At 71.8% G+C, this 17,458-nt stretch carries 17 protein-coding genes; 9 read left to right on the top strand and 8 right to left on the bottom strand.

The annotated features are described in order from the left end of the window. Positions 1 to 44 precede the first annotated feature (44 nt). The 3 genes from dhaK to OG963_RS39365 are packed head-to-tail and all read left to right on the top strand — an operon-like array spanning position 45 to position 2,118. The gene (gene dhaK / locus OG963_RS39375) at positions 45 to 1,037 is read left to right on the top strand and encodes a dihydroxyacetone kinase subunit DhaK (RefSeq protein ID WP_319325499.1); all 993 of its coding nucleotides are present in this window, start codon (positions 45 to 47) and stop codon (positions 1,035 to 1,037) included. A 50-nt stretch (positions 1,038 to 1,087) separates the two neighbouring features. Further along, on the top strand, positions 1,088 to 1,711 hold the full coding sequence (dhaL, locus tag OG963_RS39370) for a dihydroxyacetone kinase subunit DhaL (RefSeq protein WP_319325769.1): 624 nt from the start codon (positions 1,088 to 1,090) through the stop codon (positions 1,709 to 1,711). After that, positions 1,708 to 2,118 carry a PTS-dependent dihydroxyacetone kinase phosphotransferase subunit DhaM gene (locus OG963_RS39365; protein ID WP_030920413.1) on the top strand — a complete coding sequence of 137 codons (411 nt, stop codon included), beginning with the start codon at positions 1,708 to 1,710 and terminating at the stop codon, positions 2,116 to 2,118. The genes dhaL and OG963_RS39365 overlap by 4 nt, the downstream gene beginning before the upstream one ends. Positions 2,119 to 2,221: 103 nt before the next feature. On the opposite strand, the gene OG963_RS39360 is transcribed toward OG963_RS39365, so the two are convergent. Continuing rightward, entirely contained in the window at positions 2,222 to 5,650 is a 3,429-nt protein-coding gene (locus OG963_RS39360) for a phosphodiester glycosidase family protein (protein WP_371799964.1), read from the bottom strand. A 222-nt stretch (positions 5,651 to 5,872) separates the two neighbouring features. Here OG963_RS39360 and OG963_RS39355 point away from each other — a divergent pair, with 222 nt between their 5' ends. After that, positions 5,873 to 6,382: an NUDIX domain-containing protein gene (locus tag OG963_RS39355; protein WP_319325501.1), complete on the top strand. Its 510-nt coding sequence runs from the start codon at positions 5,873 to 5,875 to the stop codon at positions 6,380 to 6,382. Here OG963_RS39355 and OG963_RS39350 read toward each other — a convergent pair. From OG963_RS39350 to OG963_RS39335, 4 genes are all read right to left on the bottom strand, one after another. Further along, complete coding sequence (locus tag OG963_RS39350; RefSeq protein WP_319739381.1) at positions 6,360 to 7,028, bottom strand: NAD-dependent epimerase/dehydratase family protein; 669 nt, start codon at positions 7,026 to 7,028, stop codon at positions 6,360 to 6,362. The two genes, OG963_RS39355 and OG963_RS39350, sit on opposite strands and share 23 nt — an antisense overlap. Positions 7,029 to 7,077: 49 nt before the next feature. After that, positions 7,078 to 8,727, bottom strand: coding sequence for a ribosomal protection-like ABC-F family protein (abc-f, locus tag OG963_RS39345; RefSeq protein WP_319325503.1), 1,650 nt, complete (start codon positions 8,725 to 8,727; stop codon positions 7,078 to 7,080). Positions 8,728 to 9,054: 327 nt separating this feature from the next. Further along, the gene (locus tag OG963_RS39340) at positions 9,055 to 9,996 is read right to left on the bottom strand and encodes a M56 family metallopeptidase (RefSeq protein ID WP_371799963.1); all 942 of its coding nucleotides are present in this window, start codon (positions 9,994 to 9,996) and stop codon (positions 9,055 to 9,057) included. Continuing rightward, on the bottom strand, positions 9,993 to 10,325 hold the full coding sequence (locus OG963_RS39335) for a BlaI/MecI/CopY family transcriptional regulator (RefSeq protein ID WP_319325771.1): 333 nt from the start codon (positions 10,323 to 10,325) through the stop codon (positions 9,993 to 9,995). Before OG963_RS39335 ends, OG963_RS39340 begins: the two co-directional genes overlap by 4 nt. 247 nt (positions 10,326 to 10,572) lie before the next feature. Here OG963_RS39335 and OG963_RS39330 point away from each other — a divergent pair, with 247 nt between their 5' ends. The 4 genes from OG963_RS39330 (at position 10,573) to OG963_RS39315 (ending at position 13,213) form a co-directional block, all read left to right on the top strand. Continuing rightward, entirely contained in the window at positions 10,573 to 11,241 is a 669-nt protein-coding gene (locus OG963_RS39330; protein WP_319325505.1) for a DedA family protein, read from the top strand. Further along, positions 11,241 to 11,843, top strand: a complete 603-nt coding sequence (locus OG963_RS39325; protein WP_371799962.1) for a phosphatase PAP2 family protein — start codon at positions 11,241 to 11,243, stop codon at positions 11,841 to 11,843. Before OG963_RS39330 ends, OG963_RS39325 begins: the two co-directional genes overlap by 1 nt. Next, on the top strand, positions 11,840 to 12,574 hold the full coding sequence (locus OG963_RS39320) for a phosphatase PAP2 family protein (RefSeq protein WP_319325507.1): 735 nt from the start codon (positions 11,840 to 11,842) through the stop codon (positions 12,572 to 12,574). The genes OG963_RS39325 and OG963_RS39320 overlap by 4 nt, the downstream gene beginning before the upstream one ends. A gap of 84 nt (positions 12,575 to 12,658) precedes the next feature. Then, positions 12,659 to 13,213, top strand: a complete 555-nt coding sequence (locus tag OG963_RS39315) for an isochorismatase family protein (protein ID WP_319325509.1) — start codon at positions 12,659 to 12,661, stop codon at positions 13,211 to 13,213. Positions 13,214 to 13,350: 137 nt separating this feature from the next. On the opposite strand, the gene OG963_RS39310 is transcribed toward OG963_RS39315, so the two are convergent. From OG963_RS39310 to OG963_RS39300, 3 genes are all read right to left on the bottom strand, one after another. After that, complete coding sequence (locus OG963_RS39310; protein ID WP_030920445.1) at positions 13,351 to 14,562, bottom strand: PP2C family protein-serine/threonine phosphatase; 1,212 nt, start codon at positions 14,560 to 14,562, stop codon at positions 13,351 to 13,353. Between the two features lie 242 nt (positions 14,563 to 14,804). After that, entirely contained in the window at positions 14,805 to 15,569 is a 765-nt protein-coding gene (locus OG963_RS39305; RefSeq protein WP_319325511.1) for a GNAT family N-acetyltransferase, read from the bottom strand. Beyond that, a complete protein-coding gene (locus OG963_RS39300; protein WP_362275910.1) occupies positions 15,566 to 16,489 on the bottom strand; it encodes an NADP-dependent oxidoreductase in 924 nt (307 codons plus the stop codon). Before OG963_RS39300 ends, OG963_RS39305 begins: the two co-directional genes overlap by 4 nt. Before the next feature lie 858 nt (positions 16,490 to 17,347). Between OG963_RS39300 and OG963_RS39295 the strand changes: the two genes are divergently transcribed. Further along, a complete protein-coding gene (locus tag OG963_RS39295; RefSeq protein WP_352308036.1) occupies positions 17,348 to 17,449 on the top strand; it encodes a putative leader peptide in 102 nt (33 codons plus the stop codon). The last annotated feature ends 9 nt before the right edge of the window (positions 17,450 to 17,458 follow it).

The raw sequence follows: 17,458 nt of genomic DNA, 5'->3' as shown, positions 1-17,458 counted from the left end.
TCCCTGCTCAGCAGCTCGCCTGCTAATCTCGTCAGGAGGTACTTATGAGGATGCTGATCAACGTCCCGGAGACCGTCGTTGCGGACGCATTGCGCGGAATGGCCGCCGCTCACCCCGAACTGACCGTGGATGTCGACAACCGCGTCGTCATGCGGCGCGACGCTCCCGTGGCCGGGAAGGTGGCGCTCATCTCCGGGGGTGGGTCCGGGCACGAGCCGTTGCATGCCGGGTTCGTCGGACCGGGGATGCTGTCCGCCGCATGTCCCGGTGAAGTGTTCACCTCGCCCGTTCCCGACCAGATGGTGCGCGCCGCCGCCGCGGTCGACAGTGGCGCCGGGGTGTTGTTCGTCGTCAAGAACTACACCGGTGACGTGCTTAACTTCGAGATGGCCGCCGAACTCGCCGAGGACGAGGGCGTGCAGGTCGCCAAGGTGCTCGTCAACGACGACGTGGCGGTGACGGACAGTCTGTTCACGGCCGGGCGGCGCGGGACGGGCGCGACGCTGTTCGTCGAGAAGATCGCGGGGGCGGCAGCCGACGAGGGTGCACCTCTGGAGCGGGTGGCGGCCGTCGCCCGGCAGGTGAACGAGGCATCGCGGAGCTTCGGGGTGGCGCTCAGTTCCGTCACCACACCCGCCAAGGGCTCCCCCACCTTCGACCTCCCGCCCGGCGAGCTGGAGCTGGGGATCGGGATCCACGGTGAGCCGGGGCGGGAACGACGTCCGATGATGACGTCGCGGGAAATCGCCGACTTCGCGGTCCACGCGGTGCTGGACGATCTGCAGCCGACCAGTCCGGTGCTCGTGCTGGTCAACGGGATGGGAGCGACGCCCCTGCTGGAGCTGTACGGGTTCAATGCCGAGGTGCAGCGAGTGCTGTCCGAGCGGCATGTCTCCGTGGCTCGTACGCTCGTGGGGAACTATGTGACCTCGCTCGACATGGCGGGATGTTCGGTGACGCTGTGCCAGCTCGACGAGGAGCTGCTGCGGCTCTGGGACGCTCCGGTGGAGACACCCGCCCTCCGCTGGGGCCGCTGAGAACGTCCGCCCGTACACCCATGACGATGTTTCAGGGACAAGGAGATCTTGTGCTGGACGCCGACTTCTTCCGCCGTTGGATGGCCGCAGTCGCAGCCGCGGTGGATCGCGAGGCGGATCACCTCACCGAACTCGACTCGGCGATCGGGGACGCCGATCACGGCAGCAATCTGCAGCGCGGATTCGCCGCGGTGACCGCGGTGCTGGAGAAGGAGTCCCCGCAGACGCCGGGGGCCGTACTGATGCTTGCGGGACGGCAGTTGATCTCGACGGTCGGAGGGGCCTCGGGTCCGTTGTACGGGACGCTGCTGCGACGTACGGGGAAGGCGCTGGGCGACGCTCCCGCGGTGACGGAGGAGCAGCTGGCCGAGGCGTTCGCCGTGGGTGTCGCTGCCGTCGCCCAGCTGGGCGGGGCGCAGGCGGGGGACAAGACCATGCTCGATGCGCTGCTGCCGGGCGCCGCGGCGCTGGGGACCTCGCCAGGAGCGGCCCGGGACGCGGCGGAGGCGGGCGCCGCCGCCACCGTACCGATGCAGGCCCGCAAGGGCAGGGCGAGCTATCTCGGTGAGCGGAGCATCGGGCACCAGGATCCGGGGGCGACGTCCTCCGCACTGCTGATCGCCGCGCTGGCCGGGACGAGCGGCGCAGGCGCGGAGAACGGGGGCGACGCATGAGCGAGGAGAAGCAGGTCGGGATCGTGCTTGTCTCGCACAGCGGCCCGGTCGCCGAGGCGGTCGCCGAGCTGGCCAGGGGGCTGGCGGCCGGTGGTGCGACGGCGCCGGTGGCAGCGGCCGGCGGCACGCAGACGGGTGGGCTCGGCACCAGCGCGGAGCTGATCGCCGAAGCCGCCCGTTCCGTCGACGGCGGCGTGGGGATCGCGGTGCTGGTCGATCTCGGCAGCGCGGTGCTCACGGTCAAGTCGATGCTGGCCGAAGGCGACGAACTGCCGGACGGAGCACGCCTGGTGGACGCACCCTTCATCGAGGGCGCGGTGGCCGCCCTGGTCACCGCGTCGGCCGGGGGCGATCTGGCTGCGGTGGAGGCCGCGGCGTCGGAGGCGTACTCCTACCGAAAGGTGTAGAAGCACGGTTTGCGGTGCGAGCGAAGGTCCCGCACCCGGCTCTCCGCGGAGAGCCGGGTGCGCGACCGATGTGTCCGCACAGGGATTGCGGAGGGGCCGTTGGTCAGGCCGCCGAAGCGGCGGCCGCCGCGGCGATGTGGATCTGCGCCCGCTGCGTCGTCCCGTTGACCGTCACCGCGAGCGTGACCGTGCCCGGCCGGAGCGCCGTGAGTGTGCCGGTGACCGGGTCGAAGACCGCCGCGTGTCGGCGGCGGGCGCCGTCCCGGTCGCCGATGCGGACGTTCGGGGACCCGGTCCAGTCGGCGGCCAGCGGGAACGCGACCGGAACGCTGCGGGCGCCCTGGCTGACGGTCGCCGTGACCTTCGCGGTGTTCCCGGCAGCGAGGGCGGACGGGGCGTCGAGGGTCAGCGAGTCGACATGCGCCCTGGTCTGAACGGAGACCCAGTCGGGCGCGCCCTGCCACGGCTTCTGCCGGGCGGCGGCCTGTTCGCCGCGCGAGACGTGGTCCGCGCCGACGAGGGACCAGCCGGTGAATCCGCCCTCGTCCGCCGGGCCGGCCGGTGCCTTACCCGAGTTTCCGTTGATCAGATAGGGCACCCCGTCGACGTGCGAGGCGTGGAAGACCCCGACATGGCTGCCGATGAAAGCGGCTCCCTTGCCCGTCGTACGGCGGAAGTCGGCGAGCCACTGTTCGACCAGTGCCGCCTCCTTGCGGTCCCCCAGCTGGCTGCCCTTCTGTACGGTCGGGTCGCGCGGCGGTACGTGTTCGATCAGCATCACCGAATCGATGTCGCGGTCCTCGGCTGCCGCGTCGAGCTGGGCGCGCAGTTCCTTGATCTGGGCGAAGCCGCCGCCGCGCAGGGTGAGGCCGGAGGTGTCGAGTGTGATGACACGGGTTCCCTCGTGGTCGAACGTCCGCTGGGCGGGTCCGAATTCGGTGATGAAGTTGTCGATCTTCCCGCCCATCACCTCGTGGTTGCCGGGCACGTAGTACCAGGGCAGTGAGTCGCCGAGTTCTTCGGTCAGGATCTGGTGGGCGAAGGCGAGGTCCGCGGGTGATCCCTCGTCGACGAGGTCGCCGTTGACGACCAGGAAGTCGGGGTGCGTTGCCTTGATCTCGCGCAGGGTGCGCCGGGCCTGGGTGACGATCGCGCTGTCCGGGTCGCGGGCGACGAACTGGGCGTCGGACATGACCGCGAACTGCCAGTCCCGGTGTTCGGTGACCGTCGCCGGGTCGATCAACGGGTCGGCGGGGGCCGTCTGTTCGGGCAGGTCGACGGTGGGCGGCACCTGGGCGGTGAGGTCGTCGATGACGATCTGGCCGGTGTACTGCTGGGCGGCCGCCGTCTCTGCGAGGTAGAAGCGGTACACGCTGAGCGGTGTGGCCGCGCCCGCCGGTACGGCGAAGGTCACCTGCCGCCAGCCGGTCCAGGTGACGTACGGTCCGCGGAGCAACTGGTCGGAGCCCGCTGCGTCCTTCAGGTGCAGTGTCGGCCAGGCGCCCTTGCCGTCGCCCTTGATCCAGAGCTTGAACGACTGGGGTTGGCCGGGCACGGCGACGGGCTGGGGCGGCGCGGCGTAGGCGGCGCGCGTCGCGGTCGACTGGGTGAAGTCGTAGCTGAGCTGGAGGCCGGTGCCGGTGTGGCCGTCGGGGGTGGCGGAGAGGGAACCGCTCGCCCGGGCCTGGCTGAACTTCCAGGATCCGGCGTCGTCGAAGTCGGAGACGGCCTGCTCGGTGAGGCCGACGCTGACCGCCAGGGCGGTGGTGACTCCCGCGACGGTCGCCTTGATCTGCCCTGCGCCGCTGCCGGTGCGTGAGGTGACGGTGAAGTTGCCCTGGCTGTCGTCGCGTACGTCGAAGAGGGCGTGGTCGTATGCGAGGGTGACGTCGCGCGGTTCGACGGGCGCACTGGTGCCGTGCGCGTCGAGCCCGACGATCCCGAAGGTGCCGATGGCTCGGGCGTCCGCGAGGCCCACCCGCCGGGTCGTCGGTTCGATCCGGGCCAGCTTGTCGAGAACGGTCAGTGTGGTACTGCCGTGGGCGGTTCCGCGTTCGGCACGGACGTCCGTGGTGCCGCTGCGGCGCGCGGTGAAGAGGCCGTTGCGGTCGACCGTTCCGGTGTCGGCACGCGTGGTGCGCCAGCGCGGGATGCCGGTGGCGGGGCCGTACGTCTCGTCGTATCCGGTCGCTGTCAGGCGCCGGGTGAGTCCGGGGAAGACCCGCTCGGGGTGGCCGCCCTTGACCGGGTCGACGCCCGGTGCGGCGCCGGCCGGTGTGCGGGTGTCGACCCAGAATCCCTCGAGGCGGCCGCTGCCGTCGGGGGCGGTGAGTGCGAGACCGTTGGGGACGGTGCGTTCGGTGCCGTCGGAGGGGCTGTTCTCCACCTGGAGCGCGTCACTGCCGGGCCGGCGGGCGACGAGGGTGGAGGAGCCGCCGCCGTCCAGGTTCAGTGCGCTGTACGAGCCGGCGCGCCGCATCATCAGGCCGAGTTCGGTGAGGGTGACACCTCCGCTGTCGGCCTGTCGGCCGTCGATGGTGAGGATCTGCATCGTGCGGCCGTCCTGGGAGAAGCCGACGGCGGTGCGGGGCGCGGCGGTGTTGTTGCCTTCGCCGTCGTGGTTCTGGGCGACGCCGTCGACGACGAGGAGTTCCCGGCCGCCGACCGCTGTGCGCGGTACGGAGCCGCCGTCGGTGCGTGCCCGGTAGGTCAGCGACACGGGGTCACCGGGCTGGAGCGCCTTGATCGCGTCGGCTCCGGCCTCGCGGCCGACGAGGACCGTGGTGTCGTCGGGGACGGCGCCCGAGCCGGGGGTGGAGGACACGGACACGATCCTGCCGTCCCGTACCACCGCTTCGGCGACCGGTGTTGCGTTGTCCACGGTCAGTGCGCGATCGGCGGTTCCCCAGGCCGATGTGTACGCGCCCACTCCCCCGGCCGGCACGTTGGCGGCGTTGTACGCGGCGAGCTGCTGCTGCCCTGAAGGCAGGGTGAGCGTGCCCTCGAAGTACAGGTTCAGGATGCGGCCCGCGCTGTCGGGGCCGATGCCGACGGCCCGGTTGACCCCGGGGGCCGGGGACTGGACGGTCGCGCCGTCCTTGATACCGACGCCCTCGGGCGCACCGGTCTGGTTGATGTCGAAGAAGTCGGCGTTGATCGCGGCGACGGTCCGGCGGCCGGGGCCCGCGTCGTGTCCGGCGGCGAGCTCGGAGACCGTGCGCCGGTCGGAGACCTTGCCGGTGGAGAGGTAGTCGGCCTGTGCGCCGCTGCCGTCGAGGTCGACGGAGAGGGAGTCGACCCGCAGCCACTTGTCCGACTCGAGCCGGTCGTAGGAGCTGAGGCGGATGCCGGGTGCGATCGGGCGGGATGTACGTGCCGTCTCGATGCCGTCGCCGTCCACGACGGATCGGGGCGCTCCGACCGGGTTGCTCGCGGCCGGTGGCGCGACGGGTCTGAGGACCTCGGCGGAGTTACGGGGACGGGGGTCGGGGGTCGAATCGGCGACGGCGGGGGCGATGGCTCCCACCGTCATCACGGACACCGTCGCAAGCAGTACGAGGGGTCGCGTTGCTCTGCCGACTATGCCAGGTCCCACAGATCCTCCTGGATTGGCGGTGGTTGGGCGGGCAGTAAGCGCTGTCGGCGGACAGCATGGCCGCGCCCACCGCCACGCACCAGGGGGCCTCGGGAACCTCAGGGGAAACAGGGTGCGGCGGCTCGATGACACCCGTGATCATTGGGGAGACTTGACGGTATGTCGTCTCAGAAGCGCAGTGCGGGTCTTCTGCTGTTCCGGTCCACGGACGGCGAAGCCGGGTTCGAGGTGTTCATCGGGCACATGGGCGGCCCGTTCTGGGCGAGGCGCGAGGCGGCGGCGTGGTCGGTCCCCAAGGGCGAGTACGGCCCCGATGAGGAGCCCGAGGCCGCTGCCCGCCGGGAGTTCGAGGAGGAGTTCGGCCATCGGGCACCTGACGGAGTGTGGGTGCCGCTCGGTGAGTCCCGTCAGACCGGTGGCAAGTCGGTGGTCGTGTGGGCGATGGAGGCCGATGTCGATCCGGTGCGCGCCGAGCCCGGGACGTTCACCATGGAGTGGCCCCGGGGGTCCGGCGTGCAGAAAGAGTTCCCGGAGATCGACCGGTTCGCCTGGTGCACGCCGGACGAGGCGGCGGAGCGTCTCGTCACGGGCCAGCGGGTCTTCGTGGAACGGCTGGCGGAATACGTCCGGGACCGACGTCGAGAGGCTATGCGCCGGCCGCGCGGTTGATCTCTCGGCTGTGCAGGATGTGTTCGCCGGAGCCGTGCAGGCCGACGACGGCGATCATGGCGCGCCCCATGTTGTCGGTGGTCGTCACATGGTTCGGCATGATCCGCCGGAGCACCGGGTACAGCCAGGAGACACCGCGGTACATCCAGCGGTACATGGCGGTCTTCGACGTCGCGCCGTGCAGCGGCTGGATGTAGCCCGGCCGGAACATGTACGCGTGGAACCCCATCGCCAGGAGCTCGTTCTCGGTGCGCCCCTTGACCCTCGCCCACGCGGTGCGGCCCTTCTCGCTGCTGTCAGTGCCTTCGCCGGACACGTACGTGAAGGTCAGCCCCGGGTTGTGGGCGGCGACCGCCCGGGCGGCGGCCAAGGTGTACGTGTACGTGATGCGGGAGTACTCCTCCGCGCTCAGACCGGCCGAGGTGACGCCGAGGCAGAAGAAGCACGCGTCGAGGCCGGTGAGCTCGGCGTCGATCGCCGAGAAGTCCGTGAAGTCGCTGTGGACGACCTCACGGACCTTGGGGTGCCGCACGCCTGCCGGCGTGCGGCCGACGATCAGGACGCTCTCGACCCGGTCGTCGAGCAGGCAGGCCCGCAGTACGCCTTGGCCCACCATCCCGGTGGCGCCGAAAATGATCACTCGCACAGAAGCTGCTCCGGGTGGCTCGTCTCGCATCGGTCATGCCGCTCGAACTCTACGTGCGGGTCCCGGCGACCGTTCGTCCGGCACGGAGCTCCAGTCGGTCGCCGGCGAACCTGCCACGGAAGCTGCGGTCGTGCGACACGACGACCACCGCTCCTGTGTACTGCGCCAGTGCGGCCTCCAGCTCCTCCACCAGGTCGAGCGCGATGTGGTTCGTCGGCTCGTCCAGCACCAGCAGATCGGCCGGGCGGGTGACCAGCCGGGCGATGGCGAGCCGTCGTTGCTGACCGACGGAGAGGGCGGCGACGGGCACCGTCAGATCCTCCGGCCGGAACAGGCCCAGGGCGAGCAGGTGTTCCGCCCAGGTTTCCGGGTGGCCGGGACGACCTGCGGCGAAGGTCGCGAGCAGCGTACGGCGGGTCGGCCTGGCGGGAAGTTCCTGCGGGAGGTAGCCGATCCTGGCCCGGCGTCGGACCGTGCCGCGGTCGGGGCGGAGGTCTCCTGCCAGGACTCGCAGCAGAGTGGTCTTCCCGGCGCCGTTGGGGCCGGTGACCAGCAGTCGCTGTCCCGCAGTCACCTGCCAGGCAGGCAGGTCGAGCCGGTCGCCGACCACGATGGAGTCGAGTTCGGCAAGCGGCTCCTGGTGCGGTCCGCCCTCCGCCGCCACGGTCAGTTCGGCGGTGAAGCGCAGCGGTCGGGGCGGGGCGGGCACGGGTGACCGTCGCAGCTCGTCCAGTCGGGTCCTGGCCGCTCTGACCTGTCCGGACAGCTTGGCCTCGTGCGAGCGGCGGTGCTTGCCCCAGCCCTCGTGGGGGTCCTTTCCGGTGCCGGCCAGCCGTCGGCCCGCCGCGTCGACGAGTTCCTGGGTACGGGTCAGTTCGTCCAGCCATGCCTGGTGGTCCTGCGCCCAGCGGCGGCGGGCGGCGGCCTTCGCGCTGCGGTAGCCGTCCCAGCCGTCCCCGTAGCGCGAGACGCTGCGCAGATCCCGGTCGACCTCCAGGATCACGGTGGTGGTGCGCTCCAGGAAGGCCCGGTCGTGGGTGACGACGACGAGGGTTCCGCGGTGGGCGCGCAGGTGGTCCTCCAGCCAGTTGGTGGCAGGGAGGTCGAGATGGTTGGTGGGCTCGTCGAGCAGCAGCAGTTCTGGGGCGGAGGCCAGCACGCAGGCGAGTGCGAGCCTGGACTGTTCGCCGCCGGACAGGGTGCCGAGAGAGCGGTCACGGGTGAGGTGGCCGACTCCGAGGCCGTGCAGCGCGGCGTCTGCACGGGCATCGGCCCGGTAGCCGTCGCGTTCCTCATACGCCGTCAACAGGTCACCGTATGCGGCGAGTTCGGCCTCGGACGGGGTCTCGGAGGTGGCCAGCGCGGCTTCCGCGGTGCGGATCCGCCGTTCCAGTTCACGCAGCTCTGCGAGTGCCGCGTCGACGGTGTCCTGCACGGTGTGGGCGGCGCCGAGGGCAAGGGTCTGGGAGAGGTGGCCGATGCCGGCGTGGAACCGGACGGAGACGTCGCCGGTGTCCGGCTTCTCGGCCCCGGCCATCAGCCGGAGCAGTGTGGACTTCCCGGAGCCGTTCTCACCGATCACGCCCACGCGGTCGCCGGGGCGGACGGTGAGTGACACCTGGTCGAGGACGGTTCGGTCTCCGTACGCCTTGGAGACGTCTTTCAAGGTCAGTTGGGCGTGATCGTGCTGGACGGGCATGGGTGGGCTTCCCTGAGGTGGCATGCCCTCGACGGCGCACGAAAGGGGCGCTGCGGAGGCGGGGGTCCGATGGGCAGAGAGAAGGGATGCGCAGCACGCGGTGGTGACCGCACGGGTCACAGGGCGACGCTCGGCGCGCGGTGGCGTCCCTGCCCGGAATCAGCGGAAGAAGTAGTACCAACCCATGACGGCCAGTGTAACCACGCCGTCGTCGGTCGACGGCGTGGCTCGACGGCGGGCAGAGCCCTGGACCCCGGCCGTCGGCGAGGAGTTGCCCCGGCCGCACACGCTCGGCGCTCGCGGGAAGGAGAACCGCGCCGTGCGGTCTCAGTGCTCCGGGCTCTCGCCCTGCGCCACCTCGATGCTGCTGTGCAGATCATGTGTCGCGTCGAGCGCGGCCGCTCCGGACAGGGCCAGGCACGCCAGGAGTGCCGCCGCGGCCGCACGGCCGACACGCGGCCGGGGGGTCGCCCGGCCGAGCAGCGCCGCGACCCGGCGCGGTACCGGCCCCGCCGTTGCGGCGAGCGCCACGCGGGGACGACCCTCGACTTCTTCGGCGGCGCGCACGGCGAGCGCGGCTCGGCCGATCGCGCGTGCCGCGACCCGCCGGTCGCCGACCGCCACGGCCGCCGCCTCGTCGGCGCAGCGCTCCAGCGCGTAGCCCATGGGGGCACGCAGGAAGCGCAGCGCGGGGTGGCAGAGGGCGGCCAGTTCGGCTGCCGCGAGGAAGAGGTGGTGGCGACCCGCGAGGTGGGCGCGCTCGTGTGCGAGCAGGGCGTCTCGTTCGGCGGGGTCCAGGGCGCGCAGCATTCCGGTGGTGACGACGATCCGGCCGGGGCTGCCGGGGAGACCGGGCAGCGCATAGGCGTCGGGGCGGTTGTCGCGCACGACGGCCAGTTCACCGTCCGAGCCGTTGCCCGGCACGCCTGCGCGATGCAGCTCCGCCCAGTGGCGGCGGGCCGTGCGGGTGACTGCGACGGCGCACCCGGCCAACAGGGCGACTGCGGCGGCTGCGAGCGGGACGGTCACGTCGGGTGCGGCGTCGGCAAGCGGCTTCACGAGTTCGCCGACCGCGGCGACGGCGGAGAGCCGGGTCGCGCCGGGCACCACGAGCAGCACCAGGGCGAGCGTGCTGAACAGGGCGAGGCCGACGGCCGTCGAGGCGAGCAGCCGCACGGCGCGCACGGGTGACAGGGCATCCGCCAGGCGGCGGGCCGCTGGGACCGCGACGAACGGCGTCAGCAGCGGAACCCACACGGCGTAGATCATCGGGTGTCTCCGTCGAGCAGCTCCCTGAGCAGCTGCTCGTCCTCGTCGGTGAGCTGCGAGACGAATCGGGCCAGCACGGTGCTGCGGTCCTCCTCCTTCCGCAGTTCGCTGTGCATCCGGCGGGCGGTGAGACCGGGCGCGTCCTCGGTGGGGGTGTACGCGAAGCCGCGCCCCGAACGGGTGCGGGTGACCGTGCCCTTCTCGTACAGCCTGGTCAGGATCGTGGTGACGGTGGTGCGGGCCAGGGGCGCGCCGAGGGCGCCCTGCACCTGACCGGGGGTGAGCGGGGCGTCGGCCGCCCACAGGGCCGCCAGGACCGTGGATTCCAGCTCCCCGGCCGGCCGTCGCTCCGCGCTCGGCGCCGAACCGGACTCAGGGCCCGGCCCGCCATGCGGTCGAGGGCTTGTCTCACCGGGCCCGAGCGGGTCCGGATCCCCGCTCGATATCCCCTGCGCCTGGGACATGGAACTCTCCTCCCGCCTTGAGCGTCTACAGTGATGTAGACCGTCTACATCACTGTAGTCAGTCGAGCGTTCCGCCGGAACGCCCGCTCACCATTATGGGAGGCCCTCCGCCGTGTCCGTATCCTCACTGGCGGCCGCGCCGCAAGCGGTGAACCTGCTGGACGCGGGGTCACTGCTCGCCGCGTTCGGCGTACTGGGCATCGCGGCCGTGCTGTTCGCCGAGACAGGGCTGCTCGTCGGCTTCTTCCTCCCCGGCGACTCCCTGCTGTTCACCGCGGGACTGCTCAGTGTTCCCGGCACCCACGGCCCGGTCCGTCTGGCCCTGTCCCAGGTGCTCATCGCTTCCGTGATCGGTGCGCTGCTCGGCGCACAGACCGGGTACTGGATCGGGCGCCGCGGCGGCCGCGCCCTGCTGGCCCGGAGCCGGGCCAGGAGACTGCACGAGGGCGCGAGCCGCGCGGAGGAACTGCTCGACAGATACGGCCATGCGCGGGCGATCGTGCTGGCCCGCTTCGTCCCCGTGGTGCGTACGGTGCTCAACCCCTTGGCCGGGGCGCTCAACGTGCCGGCCGGGCAGTTCGCGCTCTGGCAGATCGTCGGCGGAACGATCTGGACGGTCGGGCTGGTGCTCGCGGGCTACGGGCTGGGGTCGTCGGTGCCGAATGTGGACCGCTATCTCCTGCCGATCGTGGCCGTCGTGGTCGTCGTCTCCCTCATCCCCCTCGCTGCCGAGCTGCTGCGCTCGCGCGGCGGGCGCGCCGCCGAAGGAGACCGGAACTGATGCTGCTCGCCTCGACCGCCACCTCGCTCGACGGTGGCCTCTACACCTCGATCACCGAGCTCGCCCGGCAGTCCCCCGCCGCTCTGGACTCCACGATCCACGCCTGGTCGGACTACGGTCTCGGGCTCTACGCCGTGCTGATGCTCGCGGCCTGGTGGCGGTCCCGCGCCTGGGACCCGACCCGCGCGGCCATGGCGCTCTGTGCGCCCCTGATCGTGGTGGCCGCCTACGGGGCCAACGATCTGCTGAAGCTCGCCGTCCATGAACAGCGGCCGTGCCGCACCCTGCATGCGGTCACCGTGGAGGTATGCCCGCCGCTGGGCGACTGGTCCTTCCCCAGCAATCACGCCGCCGTTGCGGCAGCCGCGACGGTCGCGATCCTGCTGACCGACCGCCGGCTCGGCGCGGTCGCCGTCCCTGCGGCGCTGCTGATGGCGGTGTCGCGGGTCTGGATCGGTGTGCACTATCCGCACGACGTGCTCATCGGGCTGGTCACCGGTGCGCTCGTAGCCCTGCCGCTGACCGTCGCCGCCCGACGCTGCGCTCCGGCCGTCGCACGGCTGCGCGAGAGCCGGCTGCGTCCACTGGTGGCGGCGCGGTGAGCGGGGAGACCTCGGCGGTGGAGCAGGCCCGGTTCCCCGAGGATCCGATCGCACCTCGCATCCGTACGGCGCTCGGGGCCGCACTGATCGGGGTCGTCGGATTCCTGGGCCTGACGGCGGTGGTCCTCACGGCCCGGCACGGGTCCGTGCTGCCGATCGACCGGGCCGCGCACACCTGGTCCCTCCACCATCGGCCCGCCGCTGTCGTCAGCGTGTCCAGGGCGGTCACGGCGACGGGTACAGGTGTGTTCCCTTACGCCGCCGCCGTGGCCGCCGGGCTGACCGCCGGCCGGGACGTACGCCACCGCCTGACGTACGCGGCAGGCGCCCTCGCCTTCCTGCTGCTCGGGCAGGCACTACGCCTCTGCCTGATGGAAGCGATCGCACGCCCCCGCCCGGCGGCGGGCGACTGGGCGACCCACGCCTCCGGGTTCGCCTTCCCGTCCGGGCACGCGACGACATCCGCGCTGACGGCGGGTCTGCTGGTGGCGGCAATCGGTCACCGGGCGCGGCTTCGCCGGGCCCGCGCCGCTGCCCCTGGCAGAGGCACCGGCACCGCCGCCGCAGCCGTCCTGCTCGGCTGCTGGGCCGCAGCCGTCGGGACGAGCCGGGTTCTGCTCGGAGTGCACTGGGCGACGGACGTGGCGGCCGGATGGCTGTTCGCCGCCGTCTGGCTGGGGCTCGGCGCCGCGCTGATACGGATACGCACGGCCCCGCCCGGATCGCACTGATCACCGGACGCCCCGGTGCGGGCCCATGGAGGCCGTTTCGCCGGGACCACCTCGCTGCCCGGGGGAGCCCGCTACGGTGGGCACATGCCTCACTCCTCCGCGCTGCTCGTGATCGACATGCAGAACAGCTTGGTGGCGATCGCGCACCGGGCCGCGGAGACCGTCGCCGTGATCGCCGGACTCCGCGAACGCGCCAGAGCCGCCGGCGTACCGGTCGTGACCATCCAGCACCGGGGCAACGGCATGGAGGCCGGTACCGAGGGCTGGCAGATCGTGCCCGACCTCGCGCCCGCCGCAGACGAGCAGGTCGTCCACAAGACCAGCGCGGACAGCTTCCTGGACACGCATCTCGACAAGACCCTCACGGCGCTGGGAGTCACCGAGGTGGTCGTCACCGGGTTCGCGACCGAGATCTGCGTGGACACCACGGCGCGGCAGGCGCTGAGCCACCGGTACGACGTGGTGCTGGTCGCCGACGGGCACACCACATCCGTCCGTCCCGACTCCGGCGATTACGTCCGGCCGGGGCAGTCGATCGCGCACCACAACGAGATCTACCGGCACATCGACTTCCCCGGGCGGAACATCCGTGTGCTGCCCGCGTCGGAAGTGGATTTCGCCGACCCTTCGGTGCTCTGAGCACGGGACGGCGCTGTGGGCGCCTCGCCGTGACTCGGATCGCCCGCTACGAGCTCGTTGCTCGGCACCGACCGGAGCGGAAGACCACCTGAGGTTGGCGTCGACGATCCGGACGGGGACCAGCAGATGCCCGTCGTCTACCGTTCGCCGAATGCCTGCGCAGCACGTCGCGCGCCCTCGCCGGCCAGTACGGGGCTGCGGCTCCCGGCCGGCGCCCTGCGCAGCGCGAGTACCGCGATGTCGTCGCGTCGTACGCCGCCGGTGAAGGCGTCGAGATCCGCATGGAGGGCGTCCAGCACCTCGCGCGACCCGCTCCCTGCCCAGCGGCCGAGCCGGGTGTCCAGCGGGTAGAAGGTGCCGACGGAGTTGCGGGCCTCGGTCACTCCGTCGGTGAAGACCAGGAGCGTCGCGCCGGACGGGAAGTCGAGTTGTTCCGCCACGCGCGGCTCGCTGCTGAGCTCGGCCATGCCGAGCGGGACGGAGGTCTGCCGGAGCGGCACCGGGGCGGCAGCACCGTCATGCAGCAGCCGGGGAGGCAGATGGCCGCAGTTCACGGCCAGCACCCGGTCGCCGTCGTCGATGCCGAGGATCAGGGCGGTGACGAAACGTTCGGTCTCACCGGTCTGGGCGGAGAAGGTGTTGTGGCGGACGACCGCGTCCTCCAGTGCGTCCGCCACTCCGGTCAGGGTGGGCTCGCGGATGGCCGCCTCCCGGAACGCGCCGAGTGCGGCGAACCCCGCTCCGATGGCCGCGATCCCCTTGCCCTGGACATCGCCGATGATCACCCGTGTTCCGTAGGGCGATTCGACGATCTCGTAGATGTCGCCCCCGACCAGCCGGTCCTCCTCGATCGGGGCGTAGACCCCGTGGGCGACGACATGGCCGGTCAGGACGGGCAGCGGGCGCAGGATCTGCCGTTGGAGAGCGACCGCCGCGGTGCGCAGTCTGGCGATCTCGGTGGCGTGACGGATCCGCAGCACACAGGAACCGACACCCAGGCCACAGGCCAGCACCGTGAAGACGACTCCGCTGGCAAGATCCCAGAACGACCCCCCGGACACCAGCCGGGAAGCGACGACGACGGCCATGATCCAGGTGGCGACGCCCACCGTCTGCCGGATGGTGCCGAAGACCGAGACAAATGCGGGCACGACGACCAGCAGAGGCACGATGCGCAGGTCGTTGCCGGTCGTCACGTCAAGGACGACGATCAAAGCGGTCAGCAGAGCCAGACCGCCGAACAACGCCGCGTTCCCGACCCGGGCCGCGGAGGCCTCGGCTTCCCCTGCGTCGGTCACCGGCAGCACCGCACTGCGTACGGCTGCGGAGCGCTGGAGCCCGATCGTCACTGCACTGCCTCCTCCTGCAGGCGCCGGAGGGTTCCGGCACTCATCTTCCAGTCCACCCGGCATCCGGCGTTCGGCACACGAGGCTTACGGCCTCATGGGCCGTGCCAAAAGTCCCGGGGCGGGGCGGACCGACGGCAATTCGGTCCGGAAGTCCCGGGCCGAAGGTCCCTTCCTTCGGTCCGGGACTTCCGGACCGGGACTGCAGATGCAGGAAGCGGGACTGCGGGAGCGACGGCTCGAGGTCAGCGCAACGCTTCCGCCCGCGCGTCGTCCGCGCCGCGGGTGCGGTCGGACACCGGCAGGTCCGGCGGTACGACGACGGAGAGGAACGATGTCCGGCGCCGGAGCCGGAAGCCCAGCGACTCGTAGAGCCTGATGGCGTTCGTGTTGGTTGCCGACGCGTGCAGGAACGGCGTCTCGCCACGCTCCCTGATCTCGTGGGCCACGGCGAGTACGAGCCGTGTGGCCAGCCCCTGGCCGCGCACGGATTCGTCCGTGCAGACGCCGCTGATCTCGCTCCAGCCGGTCGGGTGAAGCCGTTCCCCGGCCATGGCCACGAGGGCCCCGTCGCGGCGGATACCCAGGTAGGTGCCGAGCTCGACGGTGCGTGGCAGGAACGGTCCGGGGCGGGTCCGTGCGACCAGGTCGAGCATCTCCGGCACATCGGCCGGGCCGAGGAGGACGGCCTCCGGCTCGGGGGCCGCTGCCACCCCGTCGTCGACGAGCTGGACGCCCTCCGCGCGGAAGGTGACCTCCCAGTCGCCGGGCGGCGGCTCACGCAGCGCGGTGAGGGTGACGGACGCTCCGGGGCCGGCGAGTGCCGCAACGTCGGCCCAGTCCTCCGCGTCCGGGAGATCCGGCAGTGCGAGCCAGGGCGAGACGTCGGCCGGATAGCGAAGAACGCGGCCCAGACGCTCGGCGAAATGGGCGTGCGGTCCGGTCAGCGAGGCGCGGGCCGGGTTGTCCAGCGGGTGCGCCCCGGGGACCGTGGGGTACGCGGCGCTCATGCGGCGGCCACCTCGATCACGATCTTTCCGCGGGTGTGTCCGCTCTCCACCGCGCGCAGCGCCGTGGCGGCTTCGGCGAGCGGGTAGGTCTGTGTCACGTACGTCCTGAAGGCGCCGCTGACGGCGAGGCGGGCCACTTCGTCGAGAACGGCGGCGGTACGGGCCCGGACGACGGCTGCCCCGCCGAGTTCCACGGCCAGCGGCTTGCCCCCTGCGCTGATCAGCCGCTTCCGGTCCGTGAGCAGCTCCGCGACGGCCCGCAGGGCGTCACCGCCTACCAGGTCGTAGACCGCGTCGACCCCGTCCGGGGCCACTGCCCGCACGCGGTCGACGACGCCGGGTCCGGCCGGTACGTGCACGGCGCCGAGCGACTCGACGAAGTCCTTCTTGGCCGCGCTCGCCGTACCGATGACCCGGACCCCGAAGTGGCGTGCGAGCTGCACCGCTGCCACACCGACGCCGCCTCCGGCGCCGTTGATCAGCAGGGTCGATCCGGGCGCGGGGTCCAGCTGGCGAATGCCGTCGTACGCGGTGGCCGCCGCGACCGGCAGTGCGGCCGCGTCGGTGAACGACAGCCCCTCCGGCTTGTGCGCGGTGACCGCGACGGGCATCAGGGTGTACTCGGCGTAACCACCGGTCAGCGGGTTGCCGAAGACCGCGTCCCCGACTGCGAACTCGTCGACTCCGGGGCCGACCTGCTCGACCACCCCGGCCGCTTCGCTACCGAACACGGCGGGATACTGCGGCGGTTCGCTGCCGGGCCTGGTGTATCCGTTGCGCAGCTTCCAGTCGACCGGGTTGACCCCGGCGGCACGGACCGCGACGAGCAGTTCCCCGGGCCCGGGGGTGGGCGCCTCCTGCTCGACGAGGGCTTCCACCTCCGGTCCGCCGCTGCGGGTGAATACGTACGCCTTGGGCATGAGCTCCCTCGCTCCGGTTCATGGCATCGGCCACCTCGGCAGCCGTTACCGGCTACAGCTGCAAGAGCTCCGTGCGGCATGCATGTATTCCCGGGTGGTGGACTGTTCACAGGGCCGCAATGAATCCGGGTGGGGCCGCGTACTTACCGACAGGCCCCGCCCCGCCGCCTTACACGGTCAATCTGCTGTGCACCGACCATGAGCCGGTCCGCAAAGCGATCCGCCGGACCCGACTGCCCGCACGCACAGAGCCTGGCCGGCTCGCGCAGCGAGGACCGGCCGGAGTGCGCACCGGTGTGGTCAGGCCAGGCGACACCGATGGTCGACGACGTCCCCCATTCGCCGGAGACGGTGGACGCGGCCCGCTGTCGGGGCTCAGCAGCCACCACTGCACGGCGCAGGACTCCCCACCGTCACGCATGTCCTCTCCGTCACGCATGTCCTCGTCGGATACTCGCGCGCCCGACGGCGCCCACCATCCGGTCCGGGATCGATTTCCACTCAACTGCCCACGGACGCGTGCCGGTCGGGCCCCATTCGGTCGCCGCCTGTGGCAGGCTGGTGGCGACCGCCCCACCGGGCTCCCCCGTACCGGTGGGGCGGTTCTGCGCGGCTCCTGTCGCCGCCCCTCCCCCACATTGCGGCTTGATGAAATCGGGCGGGGCCCCCGGGTGCCCGCCGCCGCACGCCCGCCGGTCTCCGCGCACTCCTGCGAATGGATCTGACTGTGCAGGTCAGAGGCCACGTGGGTGGCTGCAGGGCAGTGAGGTGAGCGTCGTCCGCTCCGGACCTCGGGGCCTCTCCGCGGACAGCGCGACCGGAGTTGACGGGCTCCGGAGCCGCTGACACGCTCGCGGCATGTCCGCGACTTCGACTCTCGTCTCGCGGCGCCACGTCGATCTGGGACGCGTAGCGTCCGCGGCGTGTAGCCGCGCTCTCCGCTGCGACCGGCTCAGCTGAACAGCTGAC

The sequence above is a fragment of the Streptomyces sp. NBC_01707 genome (assembly GCF_041438805.1).
GTDB lineage: Bacteria > Actinomycetota > Actinomycetes > Streptomycetales > Streptomycetaceae > Streptomyces.
Note: the sequence above shows the minus strand (reverse complement) of the source record. Positions and strands in the feature narration are given on the sequence as shown.